This window comes from Bacillus sp. AFS017336, from assembly GCF_002555445.1.
Lineage (GTDB): Bacteria > Bacillota > Bacilli > Bacillales > Bacillaceae_G > Gottfriedia.
On the sequence record NZ_NUCO01000010.1, the window covers coordinates 1 to 26,880 of the forward strand.

Genomic DNA, 26,880 nt, shown 5'->3' on the forward strand with positions numbered 1-26,880 from the left:
TATAAAGTAGTGTTGTTTGTAACTTTATCTTTTGTAAAGTTCCAAGGTAAATCTCCTGCAGCATCTTCGTACCATCCAACGAATGTGTAACCTGTTCTCGTTGTTGTCGGTGCTGTAATCGTAGTGTTATAATTTGCAGCTTTATCAGCTACTTGGCTACCACCATTTGTATTAAAGTGAACTGTATAAGAGTTTACATTCCACTTAGCGTATAGAACCATGTCATCAGTTACTTTATCTGTTGCAAAGTTCCATGGAGTTTTACCTTCTGCATCATTATACCAACCAACGAATGTGTAACCTGTTCTTGTTGGTTTTGATTCATCAAGTAAAGAATTGTACTCAGCTTTTACTGAAACTGCAAGGCCAGCATCTTGTGTGTCATAGATGATAGTGTATTTTGCTGGTTTCCATTGTCCGTAAATCGTTTTTGTAGAGTAGATTGAATTTGTGAAATCCCAAGGGATTGTACATGCTTCATCAGCGAACCAAGCTAGATCATAACCATGAGCTGTTGGTGCTGTAATTCTACGTACTACTATTGAATCTTTCGTTGCATCCTTCACTACTGCAGGAGCATCTTTTGGCATTACGAAATGAACATTATATCCATTTAGAACTTTTTGTACTAATGTCACATCAGCGTACTCTTTAGCTTTTATTGTAACCGTATAATCTTTAGCTCTTGAGAACAGGCTCTTATCTAAAGTAATCGTACGATTCTCTTTATCTAAATTGTATTTCGATGCGTCTATTGCAAGACCGTTGATGTTAATGCCAGTAAACGCATTTGCCCAGTCTTTGTCGCTGTACTCTAATACCATATCGTTCCCTACTGCATTGTCTGTTGTATCAACTGTTACAACTGAACCAGCTAACGCATATTTCGCATAAAGGGTAATTGGTTTTGTCACAATGTTATCAAAATCATAAGCATTTGTTAAATTTTGATCTGTATACCAACCATAGAACTTGTAGCCTACCTTAGTTGGATCTACTGGTTTTGTTGCATTTCTGTCTACGATTTGAGCAGAAAGTGGATCTCCACCATTTGAATCAAACGTCACTGTATAACCAATTACTTGGTCAACAACTGTCACATCTTTATAACCTTCTGAAACAATCGTTACGTTAACTTTTTGTCCAGCTGTGAAAAGAGCAGCTTTAAGGATAATACTATTATTTGTGATCGTGTAATCCTTATTAAGAACTAAAGTTTTAGTACCTATGCTCACAGATTTGATATTATTTTTCCATGTTCCATCATCAGTAAATGGTAAAGTAATGTCGCTTCCAACAATATTTCCAACAACGTCTTTATTCACTGTAGGAGGAACTTTCATCCAACATAGATAGAATGTAGAACTACCAGTTAAGACTTTCGGATTTGTTGTAATATCGGACTTCTTGTCACTTGAATTTGCTGCATCCAAATAGAGGTCTGGACTAATCGTTAAATTACCATTAATTACATGTGTTGCACCTGTAGACATATTTGGCGCAGTTGTTTTTCCATTAACTAACGCATCAGCAAAGAATGTGTCAGTTGCATTTTTTAACGTACCACCGTTTAAATCAATATGGCGTCTATAACCAAGAAGAATATTTGGAATTGTAACCGTTTCTCCTGTTGTAGAAGTGATCGTTAAGTTATACCCTTTAATCGCGCCAGCATTCCCAAGAGTTGGCATTTCACTGAACGCAAACTTTTCACCCAGTTTAGTTTGACCTGCTTGAACAGCTTGATCATGTGTCGCCGTTGTGAATGATAGAATCCCGTTATTTCCGTTAGACGATAAGCCATAAGTGCTTGGGTCTAACGTATACTTTGTCGGTACTCCATCTGTTGAACCATCGCTCTTCATTGCATAGAACGTCGCTTCAATATTTGCAATTTTATCTTTTCCTGTTAACCAAGAAACATTTGTTAAATAATCTGGGATGTTGATTTTTAAATCGCCTTCTCCAAGTACCCAACCGTTACCACTTGCATTTGCGTTACTTGGATCGAATTTCGCTCCATTCGGATTCGATTTATCGACAGGTGAATAATTTTGAGTCGTATTCATTTGCCACTTTGCATAAACCGTTTTGTCTCCAGTTACAACAGATTGTGTATCAAATTGAGTTGTACCCGATGCCTCATTAAACCAACCAAGGAACTTATAGCCTTGTTTCGTTGGAGCAGGAGTATTGAATGCGATCAACTCACTACCATCACCATTTGTACGACTCGAGCCCGGTTTGAATCCTATCGCCATCGGATTAATCTGCGTTCCTCCTTGGCTGTTGAACGTCAGAGAATAACCAACAGGTTGTTGAGCTGTGTAAGAACTATCATAACCAGCAATTACATCAGGATAAACTGTGCCATCTGCACCTTGTGAACTGATGGTAAATTTGTAAAGTTGTGGGTAATAATTTGCTCCTCCAGGATCTACAGTTCCTCTATTATAGTTTGTAGCATCTTTCGGATCAATCGTTGAATTCGTCATAAATGTTTTCGCATTAAACGTAATTTGACCCGCTTTACTAATGTCATAATATTTTTGATTCGTATCTGGATTAATCAAATTAGTGATATCTAAACTTTTTCCACCATTTGTAGTTACAATCACTTTATTGATTCCATTTCTCCATTTCGCATCCTCTGTAAAGTTTAAAGTTAAATCTTTACCAATATGCGCAGCTGTTGGATCAGTAACGATTGGAACCTTTGGCGTCGGAATTGGAATTGTTGAAATCGTTAGAGATTTCGATACATCAGGGTATCCTGTCGCCTTTATTGTCATTGCATAGTTCGTTGCCGTTGGGAATAATGATCCTGGGAACGTAATTTTAGCTGGCATTGTTTGTGCTGCACCATTTGCATCAGCATACGTATATCCAGGGTTAATTGTCACTAAATTTGTCACATCAGTTGTACCTAACATTACTTTTGTGATCGCTTTTCTCCATACTACATCATCTACAAATACTGTATTTGTAGGAACAAGTGAAATCGATGCACCATTTTGTAAATCTTGAAGCTTTGGTGTTGATTCGATTTTCAAGTCTGGAGCAGGGAAATTAAGTTTTTGTAGTACTTGCTGCACTGTGTCGCCAGCATTTAAAGTAATTGTTGGTAATGCTCCTGCATAAGCAGTTTTAAAAGTTGTATCTTGATCTACCGTTAATTGTGCAGTTGGAACTGTTAATCCTGCATCAATTGCACTTTGATTTTTTACGCCAAAGTTTTTAAAGATGAAGTAGAAATCGTTATAATTAATCCCGTAACCTGAACCGGTTGGTTTAATCCAGTAAATATCCTCGTCACGGTTATCGTTTAAGAATGCTGTCTTTTTAGCAATCGTATTGTCTGGATTATCAACATAACCTAAGTTTTTATATTGATAATAAACATCGATTTCTTTCAGTAAATCTTTCATATCGATGACATTGTCACCATTTACGTCTCCGCCTAATAAGATTGGGAACAGACCAGGGATATCTTTTACAGTACCTGATTGATAACCGAATTTATTTTCACCAATTACTGGTGTTTTTGCATATCCTTTAAAATGTCCTGGTACACTTGCTTCAACAGAATATGGCTTGTCACTTACACCCATTGTTAAAGCATAATATGGATTAATAAATGTATAGGCCATAGTGTTATTAAATGATGTCGGTTGATCAGTCGTAAATTTATTACCCTTATCATCCGTCGCCGTTATTTTTGCACCTGAATCAACTGTGAATTGTGGATAGTTGTTGTTTATATTATTTCTTGCGAAAGATTCCGCTGCTAAACGTCCTCTAAGTACAGAAATGTTCTGTCTTACAGTAGGTACATTCGTTGGGAACCATGCGATTTCTGTATCATCACCAGATAATGTTAAATTCGCTTGTACCATTGTATATGGGAATGGTCCTGTAATTGGATCAGGGCTTGAATAAGTCACATCCGCTTCAATGATTGGCATATCATGGTCAAGAGCACCAGCTGCTCCGATATTAGAAAGTGTCACATCTGTTGTTAAACCAAGTCCATAATATGGATGAACATAAGGTTGCCCTACAGTAAGAACCTTCGTTGGATCAATCCCTTTACTAATAAGGTAATTTTTATACTCGTCTGTTAGTCGGATATTACTATATTTGTAAACTTTATTATCATTCAGTAAAAATTTACCGCCTGTCATTCCAACACCGTAGTGGGTTGTAATTGTCGTTTTGAAAGGTTTATCCGCATCAACAACCACTTTGTCTTCGTTACCTGGTCCTGCATTTACTCCATTAGATGCAGTTAAAGTAACATATGGATTCCCTTTTTTAATAAAGTAATAGGTTTGACTGTTTAGATCCATATCATCTTCACCTGAATAATCAACAGGATCAATAATGAATTCACTTCCCCATTTATTAGTAAGGTCTTCAGGAGACACACCAAAATGGAAACGACCTTTTGCATTAGTTTTGAAGTAGACTGTTGGGAACATACTGTCTTGATAACCTACAACACTATTTAAACCTTGATCAACAGGAACTGGTGTAACACCATCCTGAGGACTTGGCACTGACGTTTCCCCGTTGGATTTCATTACGTCAATGTTCGAGTCATAAACAGTACCAGAGAATCCTTTAATTTCTTGTCCAGGTAGGTACCCTGTCGGATCAATTTCATAAATTCCACCTTTAGAGTCACTATCCATCGTCATAGTTGGCGGTGTACCGTCAACATATAGCGTATCCTCTGCAGTGTAACGTTGTCCATCTTTGCCAGTTGCAATCAACTCAAGAGAGTATGCGCCTTCTGGTAACACTTGTACGTCTTTTGAAATGCCAGACTGATCATACGTTCCATCGTAAGCCTTTGTAAATGGAAGATACCATCCATTAAATAGAGTGATACGTGGGCCATATTGGACACCAGGGATGATATCACTACCGTTTGCAATTGAATTTGCTACCCCTATATATTTTCCGTCTTTGTCTTTTACTAGGATATAATAGTTATCCATTTCGTTATTTACTGAGAAATTATAAGATGAAAGATTTCCTACTGACGTCGACTTTATCGCGACTTTGAAATTATTAATACCTTTTTCCGCAACTGTAATTGTAAACGGGACGCGATAAGATTCTGATGAATCCGCTGCATTTACTACGTTAATATAACCTTCGTAAGTGCCATCTAATGAATTTGACGGAACTGTAATTTTAGCTGTTGCTTTAACAGAACTTCCGCCGCCAACATTAATAGAATTTACGTTTTTGCCATCTACAGAAAAATCGATTTTCACATCATTTCCTGTGCCTGGACCAACTTTATTTGATCCTGCAAACTTTGTTGATATAAACGCACTACTTAATTTAAATGTTTTACTGCCAGTTCCTTGATTTGTAATGTTAAAGTCTTTTGAAGAAACAACATCATCTGATCCGTTCGTTGCACCTTCTCCTCTACCTTTAAAGCCAAAGAACATGCTTCCAGTAAGATTATCTACATCATGTAGAGTCGAAGCATCTGATGGATCATCCGCCGAAACTGCTTTATCTAACACTTGAATTTTCACATCTGTAGCAATCGCACGAGCAGGATCAACTCGTCCAGCACCTACCTGGTAGACACTATAACTCTTTGAATCTGTATCAATACTTTTAGCTGTATTCATTAACACCGCTTTTACATCTGCAGGTGTATAATCTGGATGTGCAGCTTTAATTAAAGCTGAAATACCAGCAGCGTGCGGCGTTGCCATTGAAGTACCAGACTCAATCTGATATGCAACTTTATAATCATGTGTTCCATTGTTTTGCGGCTCCCAAATATCGTATGGGGCTGTAGAAGAAATGTCCACACCTGGAGCTACAACGTCAGGTTTAATCGTCCAATCTTTGACAGGACCTGTTGAACTAAAGCTTGCCAGTTCATCTCCATTCTTCCTAATAGGAGCATCAAGAGTAGAAGGGAATGTAATGCTAGCCGTTTTTGGGTCTTTTTTAATTGCATCAGATAGAGCTTGTCCCTGTGCCTGTGTTAGAGAAACTGAATATACATTATCCATGCTAACACCTAAGAAACTAGGTATATAGCCTTGGCTATCAGTATCATCCGTATTATCCCAAATAATCATACCTGCTGCTCCAGCTTTGTGAGCATTTGTCATTTTTGTTGATAAATAATCAACGCCACGTTTTACTAGAACAAGTTTACCTTTTACATCAATTCCACTATAATCTGCTTCACTTCCTAGACCAACATCAACGATTGGAAGTGATTGACCTTTATACGCATCGTCCGATTGAGAAAAGTCTTTACCAAATAAACGTGCTTTATATGATGCTGAACCATTCTTAATTGTCATTGTTGCAATATCTTCTGGAATTGTACTTGCGCCTACAGTAATTGCTAGTGCTGAAGTACCTGGTGAACCTACTGTAGCTTGTCCAGGACCACTATTACCAGCAGCAACATCACATACTACTCCAGCTAAAGTAGCATTGTTAATTGCGATACTTGTTGGGTATAGTGGATCATTAATTGTTGCACCAAGTGATAGATTAATTACATCCATATGATCTTTTGCAGCTTGATCGATACCACTTAGTACAGATTCCGTTGTTCCGTGTCCTCCTGGTCCTAATACACGATAACCATGAAGCTCTACATCAGGTGCTACCCCATTTGCCGAATAAGCATCGTTATTATTCGTCGTATTTGCTGCAATCGTACCAGAAACGTGCGTTCCATGCGAAGTAATATACGGCTTATAATCTGAAGGTGGAGTTCCCCAAACTGAATTTGGATTAGCCTTATCAGTTACCCAATCATCATAAGTTGTTTCCATAGGATCATGGTCATCAACATATTTTATATTTCCGTTTGCATCAAATCCGTCATTACTAACAAAGTCATGTCCACTATATAAGTGTCCATTTTCATCATGTGTTGCTTTATAAAGATCAGGATGGTTGTAATCGATACCTGTATCCAATACACCCACTTTAACTTTTTGACCCGCACGTGGACCTGTTTTAATGATACCCGTGTTACCATCAGCTTGAAGTTTATCAATCCCTAAATAGGTAAGCGCTGATGTTGGCTTGCCAACAGATGTACTTGTTGCTGTAGTTTTAGAATTTCCTTCATCAGGTAAAGAATATTCTACTTCAGACCAAACAGACGCAACATCTGGGCTTTCTGCAAGTTTTTGAACTAAATTTGCAGGTAATGTTAATGATACTCCATTAAATGCATCTGTATATTCTCGGTTAATGCTGATTCCCGTATTAACAGATTTCCCACCAACAATCGTTGTTTTAGGTTGTGCATTCAAAAAGCTTTTAAAATTTGCATGTGAATCTTTAACTTTATTTTGAGCATCAGAATATTCACTTGCGAATGCTTGACTATTTGCAGTTGCTCCACCTTTAGCTAAAGATTGCTTAATGATTTCTATTTTAGCTGGATCTTGTTTAAATTGAACAATAACATTAATCTTTTTTGAACCAATTAAATCCTTTTTGTCTACACGGATTTTTTCAGCTTGATCTGCTCCAGTAAGCTTATTAATATTTGCTTTTTGTTCAGCAGTAAGTCCGTCAAGAATACGGTTTACTTCACTAGCATTAAAAGAATTACTAGATGACGTTTGCTGATTAATTTTTGTCTCGGCAGTGTTTCCACTTGCATAACTATGAGGTATTACAACGTTTAAAAACATTGAACTCAACGCAAAGATCGACATAATCTTTTTCGTTGGCCTCTTACTCTTACTAGACATTTTTCTCTCTTTCATAATTTCCCCCCCAGTAAAAATAAATACTAAATTCCAAGTATTTGCCCAAATTCTGATAATTTAAGTATTAAAATTTTTCTAAACACTTAAATTTAATTAAATATTACTCCATGTTTTGATTGTCTTGTATTGGGGAAATTTAGCGATTTATGCTTCATTTTTTTTTGTGTTTAAATAGAAAAAATGTAACTATTTGACATATACTGTAGATTTTTAGCTAAAAACACCTTTAAAACATCGAATTTTATGTAAAATTAGAAACTTTTGACAATTTAAAACTTGGGGGAATTTGAGGTTTTTCATTAAAAAAATTACAAAAGTTTAAAAAGTCGGAAAATTCCTATTTTTAACAAAAAAAAGCTATCAAACTTTTAATAAAAAAAGAATGATAGCTTACTAATAAGTTTATAATTTTTCTAATTACTTCTTAATAAATAATTAATTTTTTATTTCATACCTAACTGAGTTAAAACATCGTCAAGTGTTACTCCTTTATATGCCGCTTTCGCTTTTGGCGGATTCGGAACAGTAGTATTTTGTAAACCAAAGTTTTTAACTACATAATTCATGTCCTTACTATTTACAACGCCATCAAAGTTAAAATCAGCAGACGCTTTGTTTGTGTTCCAGTAAGTCTGTACATTTACTGCATCTAAAATATCGATAACATTATCTTTATTTGTATCACCAGCTGCAGCTGTTGCTAAGTTAAACCCTAATCTTTTACCTAGCTGCTCTCCTCGAATTTCATTTGACAACATTAGAGATTTAGTCATTGTAAAGTGGCCAGGTACATCAACTGTTACTGTATATGGTTTTGCATCAGGTTTTATACCCTCTACTGCGTAACTTCCTGTCTTGTTAATGAAGTAACCACTTAAAACATTACCATCGTAAGAAGTAACCGTTACTTTCGCACCGATATTTTGTTGATCAATCGCAGTATTTGTTGTGTTAGTCGCCGGATTTATTGTGCCTTCTAATTTCATTGCACCTTCTAATCTTGAGTAAGTTTGTTTTAAATTTAGTGCTTCCATATAAGTATATACTTTACTATTCACTACATTTGATTGGTCAATTGTCGTTCCAGTAAACTCCATATCAAACCAGTTTACAGGGAAGTTTTGCCAATAACGATTACCTGAGACTAAATCGAAATTAACTAATTGTAAATCTTCTGGTAAAACTTTGTCTCCTAAATAGTTAAATGTAATTGTATAAGTTGTCTTTGTTTTTCCATCAGTTGTAGATGACACTGTCACATTTGCATCACCGTATTGTTTAACTGCATCACTTACAACAACATTTTTTATAGTAGCTAGATCCTTTCCATCTACTATCATAACTGGAATATTGATTTTTGTTGTTTTTAAGTTTTTAATATTATTCGAACGAAGTGAATAATTGATTGTATCTCCTGTTGAAGCAGTCTGTTTATTTGCCTTTAAGTAATAGTAAGGATAGTTATTAGCTACAAAAGAAACCCTTAACATTGCTGTAGCATCTGATGTGAAGTTGCTAGCTGCATCCATTCCATAAAATTGAACTTTTAATGGAGTCGTTCTTTTTTGAACTAGTATTTTGTCTTTGTAATTTCCGTCTTTGTCCGTATTAATTGGGTCATATGGAAACGGACTATCATAGAAGCTTACAATACTATTTTTAGATTGATCTACTGGAATACCATATTGTTTTGCTTCATCTATCTCAGGATCATTTAAATTAATATTAAAGTTATATAAAAACTGTCCTTTTGAATCGAATTGGCTATCGTTATATTCAATTACCTTTTGATCTAATGAATCAAAACTTGATGTCATAATTGGTGCAGCCTTTTCATACATAAAATCTGTTGATTTTGTAAACACTTTCCCTTGATCATTTGTTCCAATCAATCTTAATTTGTAGTGCCCTGTTTTTGCTAGAGTAATAAAATTACTGATTGGATTTTTCGGGTCACCTGTAAATGCATAATAAGCTCCTTGAAATCCAGCTGAGTTTGTATAAATTCTATTTTCATCAAACTGGAAACCATCAAATGAACCAAGCATTCCTAAATCTTCCCCAGTTGTTGCATTTTGAATTACTACATCTACATATTTCATATGTGATTTTAATGTAAAACTATATCCCATATAAGGAACTGCAAAATCTGGCCAAGTTAGATCCCCTGAAAACATCGGATTTGTAATCGTAAATGAATCGATTCCTTCATTAACGACTCTTCCACCGAACGGAATTTGGTATGTTTCTGTTGGATCTGCCGCATTGGTGAAGACGATATATCCTTCGTAAGTACCCTTTTCAGCTGTCTTAGGAATGTTTAAATTAAATTTAATATTTTTTGAACTAATTCCGTTTAATTTAACTGAAGTTGGGCTAGTTAAAGTTACATTATTTTTTGTGGCATCTAATGAGCCTCTTAAACCAGTTTGGAAGTTAACATTTACAGTAAATGTTTTTGCTTTTTCACTTCGATTTTTCAAGGTAACCGTTCGATCATCAGTAATATCTTGATCATTAAAACTGTATGAACCAAAGCTCATCCCACCTGTTAACTCTTTAATCGTCTTTTGTTTGCCTTTATCATTAAGTGTAGGTGTTTTGTCATTTACCTCTAATTCCACATTTGAATGAATTGCTTCGTACGCATCCACTCTTCCGCTTCCAACTTCAAATACACTATAGTTCTTTGATAACGGATCTGCTGTATTCATTAAAATTGACTTTACATCTTCAGGTTGTAATCCTTTATTTGCTTGTAATAGTAATGCAGACACACCAGCTACATATGGTGTCGCCATTGAAGTACCAGATAATCTTGCATATGCATATTTATAATCGTCCGTTTTCGTCCCATCTCCCGTTTTATTATTAACATAAAATGGAACAGTTGATAGAATAGATACCCCTGGTGCGGTTACTTCAGGTTTAATATCATAATTTATTCGAGAAGGGCCTCTTGAACTGAATGCCGCTAACTCGTCTCCAGCTGTTTGTAATTTTGTATAATCACCAAATGTAAAATTATTTTTCCCAGCTTTTATTGCTGCTAAAATTGCTGTGCCCTCAGCATTTGTTACTGAAAATGAAGGAACTGCATCAACGGACTCACCTAAGAATGCTTGAATATCTCCTTCAGCTTTATTAGCTTCATCGTTGTACATGATAACGCCGACGGCACCTCTTGTTTTTGCATTTTTAATTTTATCGATTAATGCATTTGTTCCTCGTTTGATAAAAGCAATTTTTCCATTTAAATCTTTTCCGTTGAAATCAGCTGCTGTTCTAGCAAGTCCAACATCAACTAGCTGATATGTTTTTCCTTTTAACACAGTTACATCATCAGAATAATTTCTTGCTAGTTGTCTTAAAGAATAATTAACATCATTTTGAACTCCAGCATATTGATAAAGATCAAGTGCAATAGATGATGCTCCAACTGTTAGTGGTAATGCCGCGGCTCCAGGGGCACCTAGCGTATACATTTGATCTCCAGTATTACCAGCTGCAATTACAGTTGTTACGCCGCTTAGAACTGCATTATTTACTGCTACAGAAGTGGCATAAAGTGGATTATTATAGGTAGCACCAAGTGACATATTTATAACATCCATACCATCCTTCACTGCACGATCAATACCTGCAATAATGTCTCCGGTCGAACCTACGCCATATGGTCCAAGTACTCTATAAGAATAAATATCAGCCTCAGGTGCTGCCCCAACTGTTTTGAATTCACTATCATTTTTCCCACGTCCACCAATGATTCCTGCAACATGTGTTCCATGTTCTGTATAGTATGATTCACTACCACTTAACTCTGCTTTACCAGATTTTTGCCAATCTGCATAAGTCGTTTCCATCGGATCGTTATCATTATCGACAAAGTCGTATCCACCTTTAAAGGCATCCTTTAAATCTGGATGATTATAATCAATTCCCGTATCTAAGATTCCTACTTTAATTCCTTTTCCTGTAAATCCTTCTGCGTGTAATCGATCTAAGCCGTCATATGGAGCGTAATTCCCTACATTTGCTTCGTCAGCTTTTAATTGGTCCGCGTCTTCTGCTGGTGGATCAATTGAAATTGACTCATTGCTCCATACTGTTTTAACAGCTTTTGATTTTAATAGATTTTTAATTTGGTTAGCAGGTAGGCTTATAGCAACGCCGTTAAATACAGTTTTATATGAACGATTAATTTTATAATCTACTTCTTTATTTTTATCATCAACTAAAATTTCTCCAACATCTTTATTAAACGTTATATGATCTTCATCAACTAATTGTGTTGCTTCAGTTTCAGTTAATGTTTGCCCTTGAACACTTGCTTCAATTTGAGCAACCTTTGCCGGTTGATTAGCAAACTGTACGATGACCGAAGTTTGTTTAGTCGAATTTTGATCTATGTCTGAAGAAATTTGAAGTCCTGTTTCTTCATTAGTTGAAAGCTGATTCAGTGCAGCTCTTTGTTGAGGTGTTAAGTTTGCAAGTAGATCCTCAACACTAGAAGTTCCTGCAGCCTTTGTTAGATTCATATGTCCTAAAGAACCTAAAATAAAACTAGATGATAAAGCAACTACAGATAAACTTTTTACAAATTTATTATTGTATGACTTATTCCCCATTTTTACCCTCCATGCGTCTCTTTAATACATACGTATCTGTTCAAGAATAAAGATACTTTGCAATTCTAAGTTTTCAATTTTACTAAATTCAGCATCCTTTACTTACAAACTACCTATGTTAATACTATTATTGAAAATAAAAAGCTTTGGGTAAATTGGGGAAAATTGAGATATATCCGTTACTTCATTAAACAAAATTCAAATAGCATTTTTAAAATAATTGTCGATTAATTTAATTAAATGTTAATCTTTCTTAGTATTTGTAAGTTTTTCGCAAATTTATTTTGTAGTTTTTTGAAGAAAAATATAAATTAATTATTGGGGGAATATTAAAAATATTATAAATTTTAAAATGATAAAGGATGGTTATGCACTACAAAATGAATAAATAGTCCTAGTATTATAGGGATTAATTAAAATATAGTGAGCCCTTTCTGAAGATTAGGTTGGTTATTACATAGGTGGCCTCTATGTTTGATGAAAATTAAATACTCATAAAGTCATGAGTTAAGAATAGAGAAGTAATTTGATTTTTTTTAACTCATAAAAGGTTCATTAGTTATTAAAAGAGATGAAATACGAATTTTTTTTACTCATAAGAGGTTCATGAGTATTCAATGACAAGAAAAGAGTCCACAAAGGGACTCTTTTCTTACATTAATAATTGCTTAATTTATTGATGCTCAAAACTCTATTTTCTCAAATGATACGGAACCGTAGTAATAACTACATCCTTTTGTCTAATCAACCAAAGTCGAAGTAAAAGTGCTGTTTGATTATGAAGAAGATTATGCCACCACTTTTTAGGAATAAATTGTGGAATTACAATTTGAACGTGACTATCTGGCTCATTTCCTTCTATTAACTTAATGAATCTTGAAAGAGGTGCCAATACTGATCGATATTGGTTTTTAAGAACTACTAAGCGGCATGGGTTCCCCCACTCTTCCCACTTTTCTTCCATTCTCTCAACTGATTCATCATCAAAGCCTACATAAACCGCTATCGGTTCAGTAGATATACCTTTTGCAAATGATAATGTATTGTGAACAACTCGATGTGTACCTGAAACTAATACGATTGTAACAACTTTATTTGCTTCTGGTTTAAACGAACTTAAATCGATACGTAATTCACTCGCTACATTTTGATAGTGTTTATAAATTGCTAAAGATAAGAAAATAATCGTCGGTATTACGACTAAAACAACCCATGCACCATCAACAAATTTTGTAACAGCAAATATAACAGTTACAACAGATGTTACGATTAAACCTATTACATTAACTGTTAATTTAATTTGCCATTTTGGTCCTTTTACTCTTCTCCATCTTCTTGTTAATCCTAATTGAGCGATTGTAAAAGATAAAAATACGCCAATTGCATATAGTGGAATGAGTGCATTTGTATGTGCTTGGAATGCAATGATTAAAATACTAGCAGCTGCAGCAAGTGCAATAATACCATTAGAATAACCTAGTCGATCTCCACGGTTTGTAAATCCTCTAGGTAAGAAACCATCAGCTGCTACAATTGCCGCTAATTGTGAAAATCCAGTAAAAGTTGAGTTAGCTGCTAAAATTAAAATAATAAATGTAAACCAAATAATAACTTGATACAAAATTCCGTGTCCGAAATAAACCTTTACTAATTGAGATAACATCGTATCGTTTGGATTAGGTGAAATTCCATTCACATATAAATGATATGCAAAACCTAAAAGTGTGATTGAAGTTAGTACCCCTAGAGCTATGTAAGTTTTTATAGCGTTTTTTTGTCGTGGCTCTCTGAAAACTGGCACTGCATTTGAAATTGTTTCAATTCCCGTTAAAGCAGAACATGCAGAACTAAATGCTTTTAATACAAGTAAAATACTTAAACCTTGTGGCACTGTACCGAATGTAGGTGTATGGTGTTGAACAAATCCATGTTGGAATTCATCAAAAAATCCAGTAAAGATTAAAAGTAACATACAAATCATAAACCCAAATGTTGGCCATGCAAAAATTCTTGCAGATTCAGCAACACCACGTAAGTTAACAACTAATAATAAAAATACACAAAAAATAGCTAAAACTGTTTCATACGGCGCAACGGCTGGATATGCAGATGACACTGCTTCAAGTGCTGCAGAAACTGAAACGGCAACCGTTAAAATATAATCTACAAGTAATGAACTTGAAGCGATAAGCGAAACCCATCTAGGTTTGAAATTGTCTTTTGCAATCGCATATGCTCCACCACCACTTGGATAAGCTAAGATCCCCATAATATATGAAAGAATTAAAAGCCCCAATAATAAAACTGTTGCAATTGTAATAGGTATAATGTACCAATGTGCTTTTGCCCCTAGACTCATTAACTCTGTCATTCCCGCCTCAGGTCCATATGATACAGATGAATACAAATCAGCTGCAAGGATTGGTAAGGCAATGAACCAAATTAATTTATTGTGCTGAGCATGAATCTCTGCAGTTCTCATTGGTCTACCAATAAATACTCGCTTTACGCTGTTAAAATTAGCAACTGAATAATAAATTCCAAAAACCGCTAAAATAAATAGTCCAAGTTCGATATAATCGGACGGATGATGCATGAATTTCTCCCCTTTTCTTAAAGAAAACACAAAGCTTGTTGAACTGATAAGTCAAGCTCTTCTTTGCTGTCAAAATATATTTTTACGCACAAAAAAACACTAAGCTTTACTTAGTGTTTACAAACAATACTAAATAAACCCCCTTCTTTAAATGCTTACGAGGTTAGCTGTCGGATTCGGGATTAAAGAATACCCCTACCTTTACAAAAAAGGATTCACCCCAATAAAGAAATGGTTCCCCCGCTCTTTTTAAGATTAAGCAATTATGGTTATGAATTAGAAAAATATAGAATTTAAATGTAAATATATAACTTCAAGATAGTTTTGTAAAGACATTTTTATATAAATTTTTCATTAAAAATTTAATATCTCAAATATTAGAAAATCGGCTTTCTTTATATCATTTCTTGAAGACTAATTCTTAGTTTTTAGTCCTGGACTATCGATTCCAAACAATTTGCTGGGACTTACTAGTTACAGTAGTGTTAGTTAACACGTTTTGTACCTCAGTTTGATGAAAAGTTGAGACTTTTTTATTTGCTGCTGACATATTCGTTTCGTACCCTGTCAGTAAAATAGAAAATCCACATCCAACTACTAAAGATAAAATTACTTTTTTCATTTTCGCTTTCTCCTTTCGTTTTTTTTCATATAAAAAAACCATGACCTATAGTCGTGGTTTGACGTTCGTTTTTAAACGTATGACCAATTCTTTGGAATTCACACCTAATTAACGTGTTTGATTCCAAACGATCTCTTTTGATTGATCAACTGTTACCATGTTTACTAACATGTTTTGTACCTCAGTTTGATTAAACATTGAGATTTCTTTATTAACTTCTGATTTGTTTTTTTCATACCCCGTTAATAAAATAGAAAATCCACATCCAACTACTAGTGATAAAATTACTTTTTTCATTTTGTTTTCTCCTCTCAAATTTTTTTCATATAAAAAAACCATGACCTTTGGCCGTGGTTTGACGTTCGTTTTTAAACGTAAGACCGGCTCTATGGAAAATTCACGACAATTTAGCGTGCTTGATTCCAAGCGATTTCTTGTTTCTTATCAACTGCCACCATGTTTGTTAACACGTTTTGTACCTCAGTTTGATGAAACGTAGAGACCTTTTTATTAACTTCTGACATATTCGTTTCGTACCCTGTCATTAAAATAGAAAATCCACATCCAACTACTAAAGATAAAATTACTTTCTTCATTTTGATTTCTCCTTTCGCGATTTTTAATATAAAAAAACCATGACTTTTTAGCCGTGGTTTGACGTTCGTTTTTAAACGTAAGACCAACTTTAACATGATAAAAACCACTCGTCAATTGGTGTTTTTTGGTATATTCCATGTAAACGATTACTTGTAAAGAATGATTTTTGATGGTCTTTTTTTGGTAATCGTTTACAAAATTGATCAGCTTTTAATTGAGTTAGTTGACAAAAAAAGACAACTAGAATCTAGTTGCCTAATGATGCATGATTTATTAGTGTATAAATTTATTACTGTATCCTTAGGCTAATATAAAGACCTAATAATGTAACCAATAACACTGGAATCGTTATAATAATCCCGATCTTCAAATAAGTTTTATAAGAAATTTTAATACCTTTTTGTGATAGTACATGTAGCCATAATAGTGTTGCGAGAGAGCCTATAGGAGTCATTTTCGGCCCTAAGTCTGAACCGATTACATTAGCATAAATAAGTCCCTCTTTTATTATTTCTGTTGTGTGTATATTTTTAATTGCAAGTGAAGCAATCATAACTGTAGGAAGATTATTCATTATGGCCGAAAGAATAGCAGAGATAAATCCCATTCCTAACGTTGCAAATAATAAGCCTTGATGGGCAACAGAATGAATTATTTGGCCCAATACATCTGTTAAACCAACATTCTTCAATGTATAAACAACTATATACATCCCAATTGAAAACACGACAATTGTCCACGGTGCTTCTTTTAATACTTTTTTTGTATTAACTGCTTTACTTCTTTTCCCTAAAAATAAAAAGATAATAGCCGCAAGTCCTGCAATAAATGAAACTGGAACACGTAGTAATTCACCGATAAAGTAACCTGCTAATAACAACAGAAGTACTAACCAAGATATATAAAACATTTTTTTATCTTTTATTGCGTCCTTTGGAACCTTCAAATTCTCAAGATCATAGTTTTTCGGAATGACCTTTCTAAAATAAAAATATAGCACCAAAATACTAGAAATAAGCGAAAAGATATTTGGAATGAACATTTTACTCGTATATTCTAAAAAACCAATTTTAAAATAATCCGCGGTGATAATGTTAACTAAATTGCTTACAATGAATGGGATAGATGTTGTATCTGATATAAAACCACTAGCGATAATAAATGGAAAGATCATCTTTTCATCTAATTTCAAGCTACGTACCATCGCTAATATAATTGGCGTAAGGATTAGCGCTCCACCATCATTCGTAAAAAAGGCTGTAACAAATGCTCCAAGAATATTTATGTAAACGAACATCTTTATCCCGTTTCCATTCGCGGCACTTACCATATGCAGAGCAGCCCATTCAAAAAAGCCAATTTCATCTAATATTAATGAAATAATAATGACAGCTATTAATGCAAATGTTGCATTCCATACTATACTTGTTACGATAACAACATCATGAAAATCAACTAAACCTAACAATAAGGATAAGACTGCTCCACCAGATGCGATCCAACCAATTGAAATATTTTTCGGTTGCCAGATGACTAAAATAAGCGTGATGATAAAAATAAATAATGCAAGAATGATTGAAACCAATTAACTAAACAGCCCTTCTAATTTTACTTTAATTTTTCAAATTTATTATCGCATGAACAATTAAATATAATCTACTACAAATTAAAGAGCCTAGTCCTATAATCTTAGGGCTAAGGCTCTTAACTAGTTATTATTTTTAAGCTCTAATTCATACTTTGCAATTTTCCGCCTAATTTTCTCTAAATTCTCTTCCGTTTCCTTTATTTGCTCTAAAACATTTTTTTCTTGTTGTTTCATTAGTTCCAAACGCTCGTGTAAAGTATCTTCGCCATTCATTGACCAGTCAACAAATTGTTTGATTCTTTTGATTGGCATTCCTGTGTTTTTTAAGCATAGAATCATCTCGATAAATTTAAGTGCGTCTTCATCAAAAATTCTGTCTCCACTGTCTGCCCTTTTTAGAAAAGGTAACAGTCCTTGATTATCATAGTATCTTAATTGAGAAATAGATAAATTATTCAACTTTGCTACTTGTCCAATTGTATAATTCATGAACTCTCATCCCTTTACCAAGGCATAATTCCATTTTCATTTAGAATTTTACCATTGTAGTTTGTATTACTTAATGCATACTCAGTAATAATTTCCGCACCTACAGCAGTTGTTTTACCACCAGGTGAATTACCGTTTAGATCAGTCGTTGTAAAGCCAGGTGTGACACCAAACATCTCAGGACCGTTAATTCCAAACTCTTTACCGAAAGTAAGCGTTAATGAATTGTTAGCAGTTTTTGAAGAATTATAACCCAATATATTGATTGAGGCAGTTTCACCACTATCAAATAATGTTTGTGATGCCATATCTGTCGTTACATTAATAATTTTTCCGCCTTTTGATTTTTTAACCAAAGGTAAAAAAGTTTGAATCATTTGGAACGTCCCAAAGAAATTCACATCAAATGCATGACGTAACGTTTCAATTTTAATTTCACTTGGCAAAATATGAAAATCTGGTGCAACACCTGCATTATTTATTAATAGATCTAAATGATTAGTCGTTTCCGTAATTTGATTAAAAGAATCTTGGATTGATTGAGTATCAGTCACATCAACTTGTATAAATGTAACATTTGATAATCCTAAAGACTGAAGAGCCTCTTTTCCTAATTCTTCATTTCGAGCTCCTAAAAATACATGATATTCTTTTTCAGCTAATTGTCGAACTACTTCTAATCCAATCCCTTTATTAGCACCTGTTACAAACGCAAATTTAGTCATTTTTTCTTCCTCCGATTTATTATTAATTACTTACAAATTAGAGATTACAACCTAAACCTAAGTTTAGGTCAAGCGTTTTAATAATAATTTTATGAATTATGGTGACATTAATTTTAAACAACAAAAAAGCATGAAATTCAATCATTTCATGCTACACAAAAATAAAAACATCATTTTAAGCTTTGATCAGCTACTACTAAAACATCCAAATGCCGTAACTCCCTTAACAGTTTTTGAACAATTGATCCCGTTTTTATTTCTTTCCATCTAGTACGAGCTGACTGTCCAATAATGACATGGGTAGTCTTTTTTTCAATGATGTTTTTGACTAATTCGATAAATACATGCCGTCGATCAGTTGTCTCATATAATTCAAATGAACCACCTAAACGTTCAGTTAACTCTTTTATCTTTTTTAAGGAAAGCTGTTCTTCTTCGGATAATTTATCATGTTCTTTAACATAGGCTACATAAAATTTAGCTTTTAATCGATACGCTAATCGAAATCCTCTTCTTATTAGTCTTTCACTATTTGATTTTAAATTTACACACACGAAAATTACTTCCTCTTGTCTCCACGGTCCTCTAAGTGTTAAATCTCTTTCCCATGCTTCAAGACGTTCATCTACATCATCAGCTACTTCTCTTAGTGCTAATTCCCGCAAGGCAATTAAATTTCCCGTTTTAAAAAAGTTATTTAGTGATTGTTCTATTTTTGCATGCGCGTAAATTCTTCCTTCTTTCATTCGAACCCTTAATGCTTTAGGTGAAATATCAATTAATTCAATTTCAGTAGCATCTCTTAGAACATTGTCAGGTACCGTTTCTCTAACTCTAACGCCAGTAATTTGTTCGACACTATCATTTAAACTTTCAATATGTTGAATATTCATAGTAGAAATAACTGAAATTCCGGCTTCGAGTATTTCTTCAACATCCATATATCTCTTAGTAAACTTACTCTCTGGTATATTCGTATGTGCTAATTCATCTATTAACACTACTTCTGGATTTCTTTGAATAATTGCCTCAGTATCCATTTCTTCTAGTGTAGTTCCTTTATATGGGATTACTTTTCTCGGAATAATATCTAAATCTCCTACTTTTTCTAGTGTCTCTTTCCGACCATGAGTTTCAAGTAAGCCGATTACAATATCTATCCCTTTTTTCTTCAGTTCGTTTCCTTCCCTTAACATCGAATATGTTTTTCCGACACCAGGAGCGGCCCCAATATAAACTTTTAAGGTACCTCGTTTAATTTTATTAATTACGTTAGCAAGCTCTTTCGGACTTAAACGACGATACGGATCCATTGTTTCTTTATTTATTTGCATTGTAGGAATAACTCTTTCACCAGCTTTTTCTGCTCGATCAGCAACAATAAACACATCATTTTTTTTCGTTTTTCTTAAAATTTTATTTACGATCGAACCATTCACAATCTCTTCCCAACGAGTCCTTTTTGATTGGCCTAATACAATACTTGTTATGTTGTTACGAATTGAATAGTCGACTATTTCACTCGCAATTGAATTGCTACTCAAAGGTAATTCTTCAAAAGCACCTCCGACTTTTTCAACAAGCTTTATGATGGAGCGTTTAAAGGTTAATTCATCATTTGTCAATTTTTTATTAGCGGCCCGAAAACATACTACTTGTAGATCACCACTGAGTCTTTTAGAAATTTGTTGTCCTCTACGTATCAAAATAGATCCATTCCAATGATATTGGACTGTAACTAAAATTTTCTCCGAGGCTCCTGATGGCCCTACTATACCGTGTTTTTCTCGATATTCATCAAGTTCATCATTTACTTCACTAGCTATGAAACGAAGTGCAAGCTCTCGAAGTACAGCTAAGTTACTTTTATGAAATAACTGATTACGTTTTTTGTTTTCATTTTTATTGTAAAAATCTTCTTTTGATCTCTGTAAAATAACTTCTGGTGAAACATCTAATAACTTCACCTCATCTGCTAATGCTAAAGTTTCTTCTGGAACAAAAAAACTCTTCTCTACTTTTCCATCCGTCAATTTGGCAGCTTCATCATAAACTTCTTTTATTTCATATATATTCATCGTTGTAATAACACTTATATTTTTAGAGATTAAATAGTTTATATCTTCTAAACGTGTTTGAAACATTGCACCTGGTCGATTTAGATGAGCAAGTGAATCAATCAGAACAACTTCAGGATTTCTTGCAATAATCGCTTCCAAATCAAGGTCTTGTTTAATCATTCCTCCACCATCCCAAATAATGGTAGATACCTTATCCAAACAGCCAATTTGATCAATTGTATTTTGGCGGCTTCTCTCATTAATTAATCCAATGACAACATCAATTCCACGTTCTTTTAAAACATTACCTTCTTGGAGCATGTGATAAGTCTTTCCCGATCCACTTACAGTACCTATAATGATTTTTAATCGACCTTTTTTGATTTTCTGAATAGATTCAAGTAATTCCTCAGGTGTTTTCCTACGAAATTGTCTGTCACTCAAGATTTCTCCTCCCTTCTTTATATAAAAAAGGAGAGAATAAATCTCTCCTTGCAGGCTGTTTAAGAATGTAATGTGGTGTTGCTTCTCACAACAGCCTTTTATGAGTAAGGCTTTTTCATTTTTTTGCTGTTTTGATTACTCATGAACTCTCTATGAGTAACCATTTTTCACTTTTTTTCCCTTTTACTTACTCATGAACCCTCTATGAGTAACTATTTTTCACTTTTTTGCCCTTTTACTTACTCATGAACCCTCTATGAGTAACTTGTTTCCTTATTTCTGCTCTTTTACTTACTCATGAACCCTTTATGAGTAACTGTTTTTCATTTTTTTGCTCTTTTACTTACTCAGGAACCCTCTATGAGTTACATATTCTCATATTGATGCTATTTTTATTACTCATGAACCACTTATGAGTTACTTACTCATAAACCCTTTATCTCAATTTCTCTAAATCTAAGTTTAATTCCAATATATTCACACGTGGCTCACCAAATATTCCAATTTGACGCGCTTTTGTATGCTTATTAATTAATGTGATTAATTGATCCTCAGATAACCCCGTCGCCTTTGCAACCCTAGGTACTTGAGCCTTCACTGCTTCTGGTGATAAATCTGGGTCAAAACCCGAACCAGATGTAGTAACTAAGTCCGCTGGTATTGTTTTACCTAAAGCATTATTATCTTTTTTCAACTCATTTATTTTATTTTTTGTTGCCTTAATATATTCTTTTGACGCAACTGCTGCATTTGTTGCCGCTGAAGCAGTTGGGTTATAGTTAGCAGCAGATGCTCTAGAGTGGAACCATTCAGGTCCTTTAAATTCTTGAGCTAATAGTTTAGAGCCTTTAACTTTTCCATTTGTCTCTATTAAACTACCATCCGCTTGTTTCGGAAAAATAACTTGCGCAACACCTGTTGTAGCTAACGGATAAATAAATCCGCAAATTAATAACAATATAATAGATGCTCTTATGGCAATCATAATTGATTTCACAATAAATCCTCCAATTCCAATGAATTAAACAAAATGCAATGTGGATACAAGCATATCGATTAATTTAATTCCAATAAATGGTGCAATAACTCCACCAAGTCCATAGATTAATAGGTTTTTAGATAATAGTTTATTTGAATCCATCGGTTTATACTTCGCACCCTTCATTGCAACAGGAATGAGGAGAGGAATAATGATTGCATTAAATATTAATGCTGATAGGATTGCTGATTTGGGCGAACTCAATCCCATAATGTTAAGATAATCTAATTGCGGTATTGCCATAATAAATAAAGCTGGAATAATCGCGAAATATTTCGCAATGTCATTTGCTATTGAAAAAGTTGTTAAAGAACCACGAGTGATTAGTAGCTGCTTACCGATTGCAATAACAGATAATAGTTTAGTAGGATCAGAGTCTAAGTCAATCATATTTGCAGCTTCTTTTGCAGCCATCGTTCCTGAATTCATCGCTAAACCAACATCAGCTTGTGCTAGAGCAGGAGCATCATTTGTTCCATCTCCAGTCATCGCAACCAATTTACCTTCATTTTGTTCTTTTTTGATTGCAGCAATTTTATCTTCAGGTTTAGCTTCTGCAATAAACTCGTCAACACCTGCTTCTCTCGCAATTGTTGCAGCTGTTAAAGGATTATCACCAGTACACATTACTGTTTTAATCCCCATTGCTCTTAATTCATCAAATCGTTCTTTTAATCCTGGTTTTACTGTATCTTTTAAATAAATAACACCGTATATTTTATTGTTAATTGCAACAGCAAGTGGTGTTCCCCCTGCTTTCGCAACAACATTTGCTTTTTCATCAAGCTCGCTTGGGATATTGCCCCCTTTAGCAGATACATATTGTTTAACTGCATCCACTGCGCCTTTTCGAATTTCAGTTCCATCTTTTAAATTTAAGCCAGACATTCTAGTCTCAGCAGTAAATTCGATAATTTCAGCATCTTTATATTCATTTTCATTCCAGCTTAACCCATTTTTATGCGATAGCTCTACAACTGAACGCCCTTCTGGTGTTTCATCTTTTACAGAAGATTTTAAAGAAGCTAGCGTTATTTCTTTTTCTGTTATACTTCCAACTGGAATGAATTCACTCGCCATTCTGTTCCCAAATGTAATTGTTCCAGTTTTATCTAAAATCATCGTATCAATATCTCCAGCAGCTTCAACAGCTTTACCAGACATCGCTAAAACATTAAATTGTGTGACGCGGTTCATCCCTGCAATTCCGATCGCAGAAAGTAATCCACCAATTGTAGTCGGTATTAAACAAACAAGTAAGGCAATCAATGTTGCTACATCAATTGAGACATTTAAATAATTCGCAATTGGCACAAGTGTCATAATGACGATTAAGAACACTAAAGTTAACACAGCTAATAAAGTCGTTAATGCAACTTCATTCGGAGTTTTTTGACGAGCTGCTCCTTCAACTAATGAAATCATACGGTCAATAAATGATTCACCAGGATCAGTTAATATTTTAACAATAATATAATCTGATACTACTCGAGTACCACCAGTTACAGATGAAAAATCTCCACCTGCTTCTTTAATTACTGGCGCTGATTCACCAGTAATAGCTGATTCATCGATGGAAGCTAAACCTTCAATAATTTCTCCATCTGAAGGAATAATTTCGCCTGTATCAACTCGAACGATATCTCCTTTTCTTAATGAAGTTGACGGTACTTCTATATATGATCCATCTTTTTGTTTTAACTTTGCATTTGTTTCTGATTTCGTTTTTCTTAATGTGTCTGCCTGCGTTTTGCCGCGTCCTTCCGCAAGTGCTTCTGCAAAATTTGCGAAAAGGACGGTAAATAATAATATAAAAAATACCGCTATATTGTATGTTCTTCCAACTGTATCAAAACCAAAAACATCTGGTTTAATGGATAAAATTAATGTAATAAACGTACCGACCTCCACTATAAACATAACTGGATTTTTTATCATAACTAGTGGATTCAACTTTTTAAATGAATCGATAATTGCCTGAGTTTTTATTTCTTTTGAAATAGGCTTATTTTCAATAGCCATATGATCAATCTCCTCTTTCGTTATTATTGCTACTATTTAAACATTCCTAAGTGTTCAGCGATTGGTCCAAGTGCAAGTACTGGGAAAAACGTTAATGCACAGACAATTAAAATAATCGCAATTAAAATAACTGTAAATAATGGTGTATCTGTTCGGAATGTTCCAGACGATGCTGCAACAATTTTCTTTGTCGAAAACGATCCAGCAATTGCTAACATAGCAATAATTGAAATATAGCGACCAAATAACATAACTAAACCGATGACGATATTATAAAAGTCAGTATTAGCTGTTAATCCACCGAATGCTGATCCATTGTTAGCTGCTCCAGAAGTAATGGCGTACAATACTTCAGTCATACCATGGAAGCCTGGATTTAATATAGAAGAAACTGGTCCTTTTAATGCCAAAGCTAAAGCAGTAGGAACTAAAATAATTAAAGGATGAGTTAATATAGCAATCGATGCTAGTTTAATTTCTTTCGCTTCAATTTTCTTTCCTAAAAATTCTGGTGTTCTACCAACCATTAGCCCGCAAATAAAGACTGTTAAGATGACATATAATAATCCGTTTAATAAACCAACACCCTTACCGCCGAAAACATTATTAAACATCATTTCAGCTAGTGGAACCATCCCACCGATTGGTGTTAAAGAATCGTGCATGTTGTTGACCGAACCTGTCGTTGCTGCAGTAGTAACTGCCGTGAATAACGCTGATTCAGATATCCCAAAACGAACTTCTTTTCCTTCCATATTTCCATGAATACCAAGTGTGTGTAATGCGGGAGTACCATTATACTCTGCTACAAATACAGTCGTTAAAAGCGCAATAAACAAGATGCCCATTGCAGCAAATACTGTCCAACCTTGTCTTTTGTTTTTCACCATCACTCCAAATGCATAAACCAATGAAGTTGGTAAAAGCATCATACAAACAATGTGAACTAAGTTTGTTAATGGTGTTGGGTTTTCGAAAGGATGGGCTGCATTTGTACCAAAAAATCCACCGCCGTTTGTACCAATATGTTTAATTGATTCAAGTGCAGCTACTGGTCCCCTAGTAATTATTTGTTTAACCCCTTCAATTGTTGTCGCATCCACAGCACCTTTTAAAGTTTGTGGTACACCTTGAAATACTAAAATTAGCGCAACGATAAATGATATTGGTAAAAGTACACGAGTGATTGTACGAACTAAATCAACATAAAAGTTTCCTAGATTATCTTGACGTCCTACTAATCCCCTAATAAATGCGACCGCTACAGCAAAACCGGTAGCAGCTGAGGTAAACATTGGGAATGTAATAGCCATCATTTGTGAAAAATAGGATAGTGAATTTTCCCCACTATAAGCTTGCCAGTTTGTATTTGTTATAAATGAAGTTGCCGTATTAAATGCCAAAGCTGATGGCATATTTCCTATATGATCAGGATTTAAAGGCAAATATTTTTGAAACCTAAAGATTGCGTATAAAATAATCATCATGACAAAGTTACTTAGTAACATTGCCAAAACATATTTTTTCCAACCCATTTTCTCATCTTTTCGTACACCGATTAAACGATAAATTAATCTTTCAAAAGGTCCAAAAAAACGATCTAACCCTGTTTTCTCACTGTCATATACTTTAACAAGGTAGCTACCTACTGGCTTTACTAATAAAATAATAATTAGCAATGTAACAACTACCTGCAAAATTCCCATGGTCATTTCCTAATTCCTCCCACTAAAGTAACTAAAATTTCTCCGGTTTAATTAGTACAAAAACTAAATATAAAATAAGTACAATTCCAATAATCGCTGGAATAAGCATTTGTTAGTTCCCCCTTACGCCTTTTCGCAAAATATTGTAAAACCCCAAAAAATTGCAAAAACGATAACTAGTAAGCCTACCATTGTAAGATCATTAATCATTGCAATTCTCCTTTCTTTTTTCGCAAAACTTTTTTGTTACAATGTTTTCCATTTTGTTTTCTAAGCAATAAAAAAGACCAATGGATACTAATCCTCCAACAAATTAACTAATTTAAATAAGGCTTAAACATTTTAAAAACCAATCATGTTTATACCTAAAAAAGTTTTAGTTAATTGAAATTGGAAGAAAAGTATTCATTGGTCTACCTAACACCCAGCTAGCACTATGCTCTCTTTGTGTTCTGTCTCCCTAATCTTTTCTATGCAATATCCAAAATTTTCCATTTTATAACAAAATAAAAAGACCAACTCAATTATTTGCCCAGGTAAAATTACTGCAATAAAAATTGCATTAAAAAAACCCGCT

14 protein-coding genes and 1 riboswitch are annotated in these 26,880 nt (G+C 34.2%); all 14 genes read right to left on the reverse strand.

Annotated features, from left to right (window positions below):
- On the reverse strand, nucleotides 1-7,784 hold a 7,784-nt coding region (locus CN601_RS04445; protein ID WP_098170221.1), incomplete at its 3' end, for a S8 family serine peptidase.
- A gap of 446 nt (nucleotides 7,785-8,230) precedes the next feature.
- Nucleotides 8,231-12,415, reverse strand: a complete 4,185-nt coding sequence (locus CN601_RS27830) for a S8 family serine peptidase (RefSeq protein WP_098170222.1) — start codon at nucleotides 12,413-12,415, stop codon at nucleotides 8,231-8,233.
- A gap of 691 nt (nucleotides 12,416-13,106) precedes the next feature.
- Nucleotides 13,107-15,011: an APC family permease gene (locus tag CN601_RS04455; protein WP_098170223.1), complete on the reverse strand. Its 1,905-nt coding sequence runs from the start codon at nucleotides 15,009-15,011 to the stop codon at nucleotides 13,107-13,109.
- Nucleotides 15,012-15,148: 137 nt separating this feature from the next.
- Nucleotides 15,149-15,283: riboswitch (cyclic di-AMP (ydaO/yuaA leader) on the reverse strand.
- Between the two features lie 167 nt (nucleotides 15,284-15,450).
- Nucleotides 15,451-15,633 carry a hypothetical protein gene (locus CN601_RS04460; protein WP_098170224.1) on the reverse strand — a complete coding sequence of 61 codons (183 nt, stop codon included), beginning with the start codon at nucleotides 15,631-15,633 and terminating at the stop codon, nucleotides 15,451-15,453.
- 108 nt (nucleotides 15,634-15,741) lie between these two features.
- Nucleotides 15,742-15,930, reverse strand: coding sequence for a hypothetical protein (locus CN601_RS04465; protein ID WP_098170225.1), 189 nt, complete (start codon nucleotides 15,928-15,930; stop codon nucleotides 15,742-15,744).
- 110 nt (nucleotides 15,931-16,040) lie between these two features.
- A complete protein-coding gene (locus CN601_RS04470; RefSeq protein ID WP_142317304.1) occupies nucleotides 16,041-16,229 on the reverse strand; it encodes a hypothetical protein in 189 nt (62 codons plus the stop codon).
- 290 nt (nucleotides 16,230-16,519) lie between these two features.
- A complete protein-coding gene (locus CN601_RS04475) occupies nucleotides 16,520-17,815 on the reverse strand; it encodes an arsenic transporter (protein WP_098170227.1) in 1,296 nt (431 codons plus the stop codon).
- Between the two features lie 123 nt (nucleotides 17,816-17,938).
- Complete coding sequence (locus CN601_RS04480; RefSeq protein WP_098170228.1) at nucleotides 17,939-18,307, reverse strand: MerR family transcriptional regulator; 369 nt, start codon at nucleotides 18,305-18,307, stop codon at nucleotides 17,939-17,941.
- A gap of 14 nt (nucleotides 18,308-18,321) precedes the next feature.
- A complete protein-coding gene (locus CN601_RS04485) occupies nucleotides 18,322-19,032 on the reverse strand; it encodes an SDR family NAD(P)-dependent oxidoreductase (protein WP_098170229.1) in 711 nt (236 codons plus the stop codon).
- 170 nt (nucleotides 19,033-19,202) lie between these two features.
- Nucleotides 19,203-21,536, reverse strand: coding sequence for a histidine kinase (locus CN601_RS27835; protein WP_098170230.1), 2,334 nt, complete (start codon nucleotides 21,534-21,536; stop codon nucleotides 19,203-19,205).
- A 436-nt stretch (nucleotides 21,537-21,972) separates the two neighbouring features.
- A complete protein-coding gene (gene kdpC, locus CN601_RS04495) occupies nucleotides 21,973-22,533 on the reverse strand; it encodes a potassium-transporting ATPase subunit KdpC (protein WP_098170231.1) in 561 nt (186 codons plus the stop codon).
- Nucleotides 22,534-22,557: 24 nt separating this feature from the next.
- Nucleotides 22,558-24,597 carry a potassium-transporting ATPase subunit KdpB gene (gene kdpB / locus CN601_RS04500; protein WP_098170232.1) on the reverse strand — a complete coding sequence of 680 codons (2,040 nt, stop codon included), beginning with the start codon at nucleotides 24,595-24,597 and terminating at the stop codon, nucleotides 22,558-22,560.
- Between the two features lie 32 nt (nucleotides 24,598-24,629).
- Nucleotides 24,630-26,303, reverse strand: coding sequence for a potassium-transporting ATPase subunit KdpA (kdpA, locus tag CN601_RS04505; RefSeq protein ID WP_098170317.1), 1,674 nt, complete (start codon nucleotides 26,301-26,303; stop codon nucleotides 24,630-24,632).
- Between the two features lie 31 nt (nucleotides 26,304-26,334).
- Nucleotides 26,335-26,412, reverse strand: a complete 78-nt coding sequence (locus CN601_RS27985) for a potassium-transporting ATPase subunit F (RefSeq protein WP_088012318.1) — start codon at nucleotides 26,410-26,412, stop codon at nucleotides 26,335-26,337.
- Nucleotides 26,413-26,880: the final 468 nt, after the last annotated feature.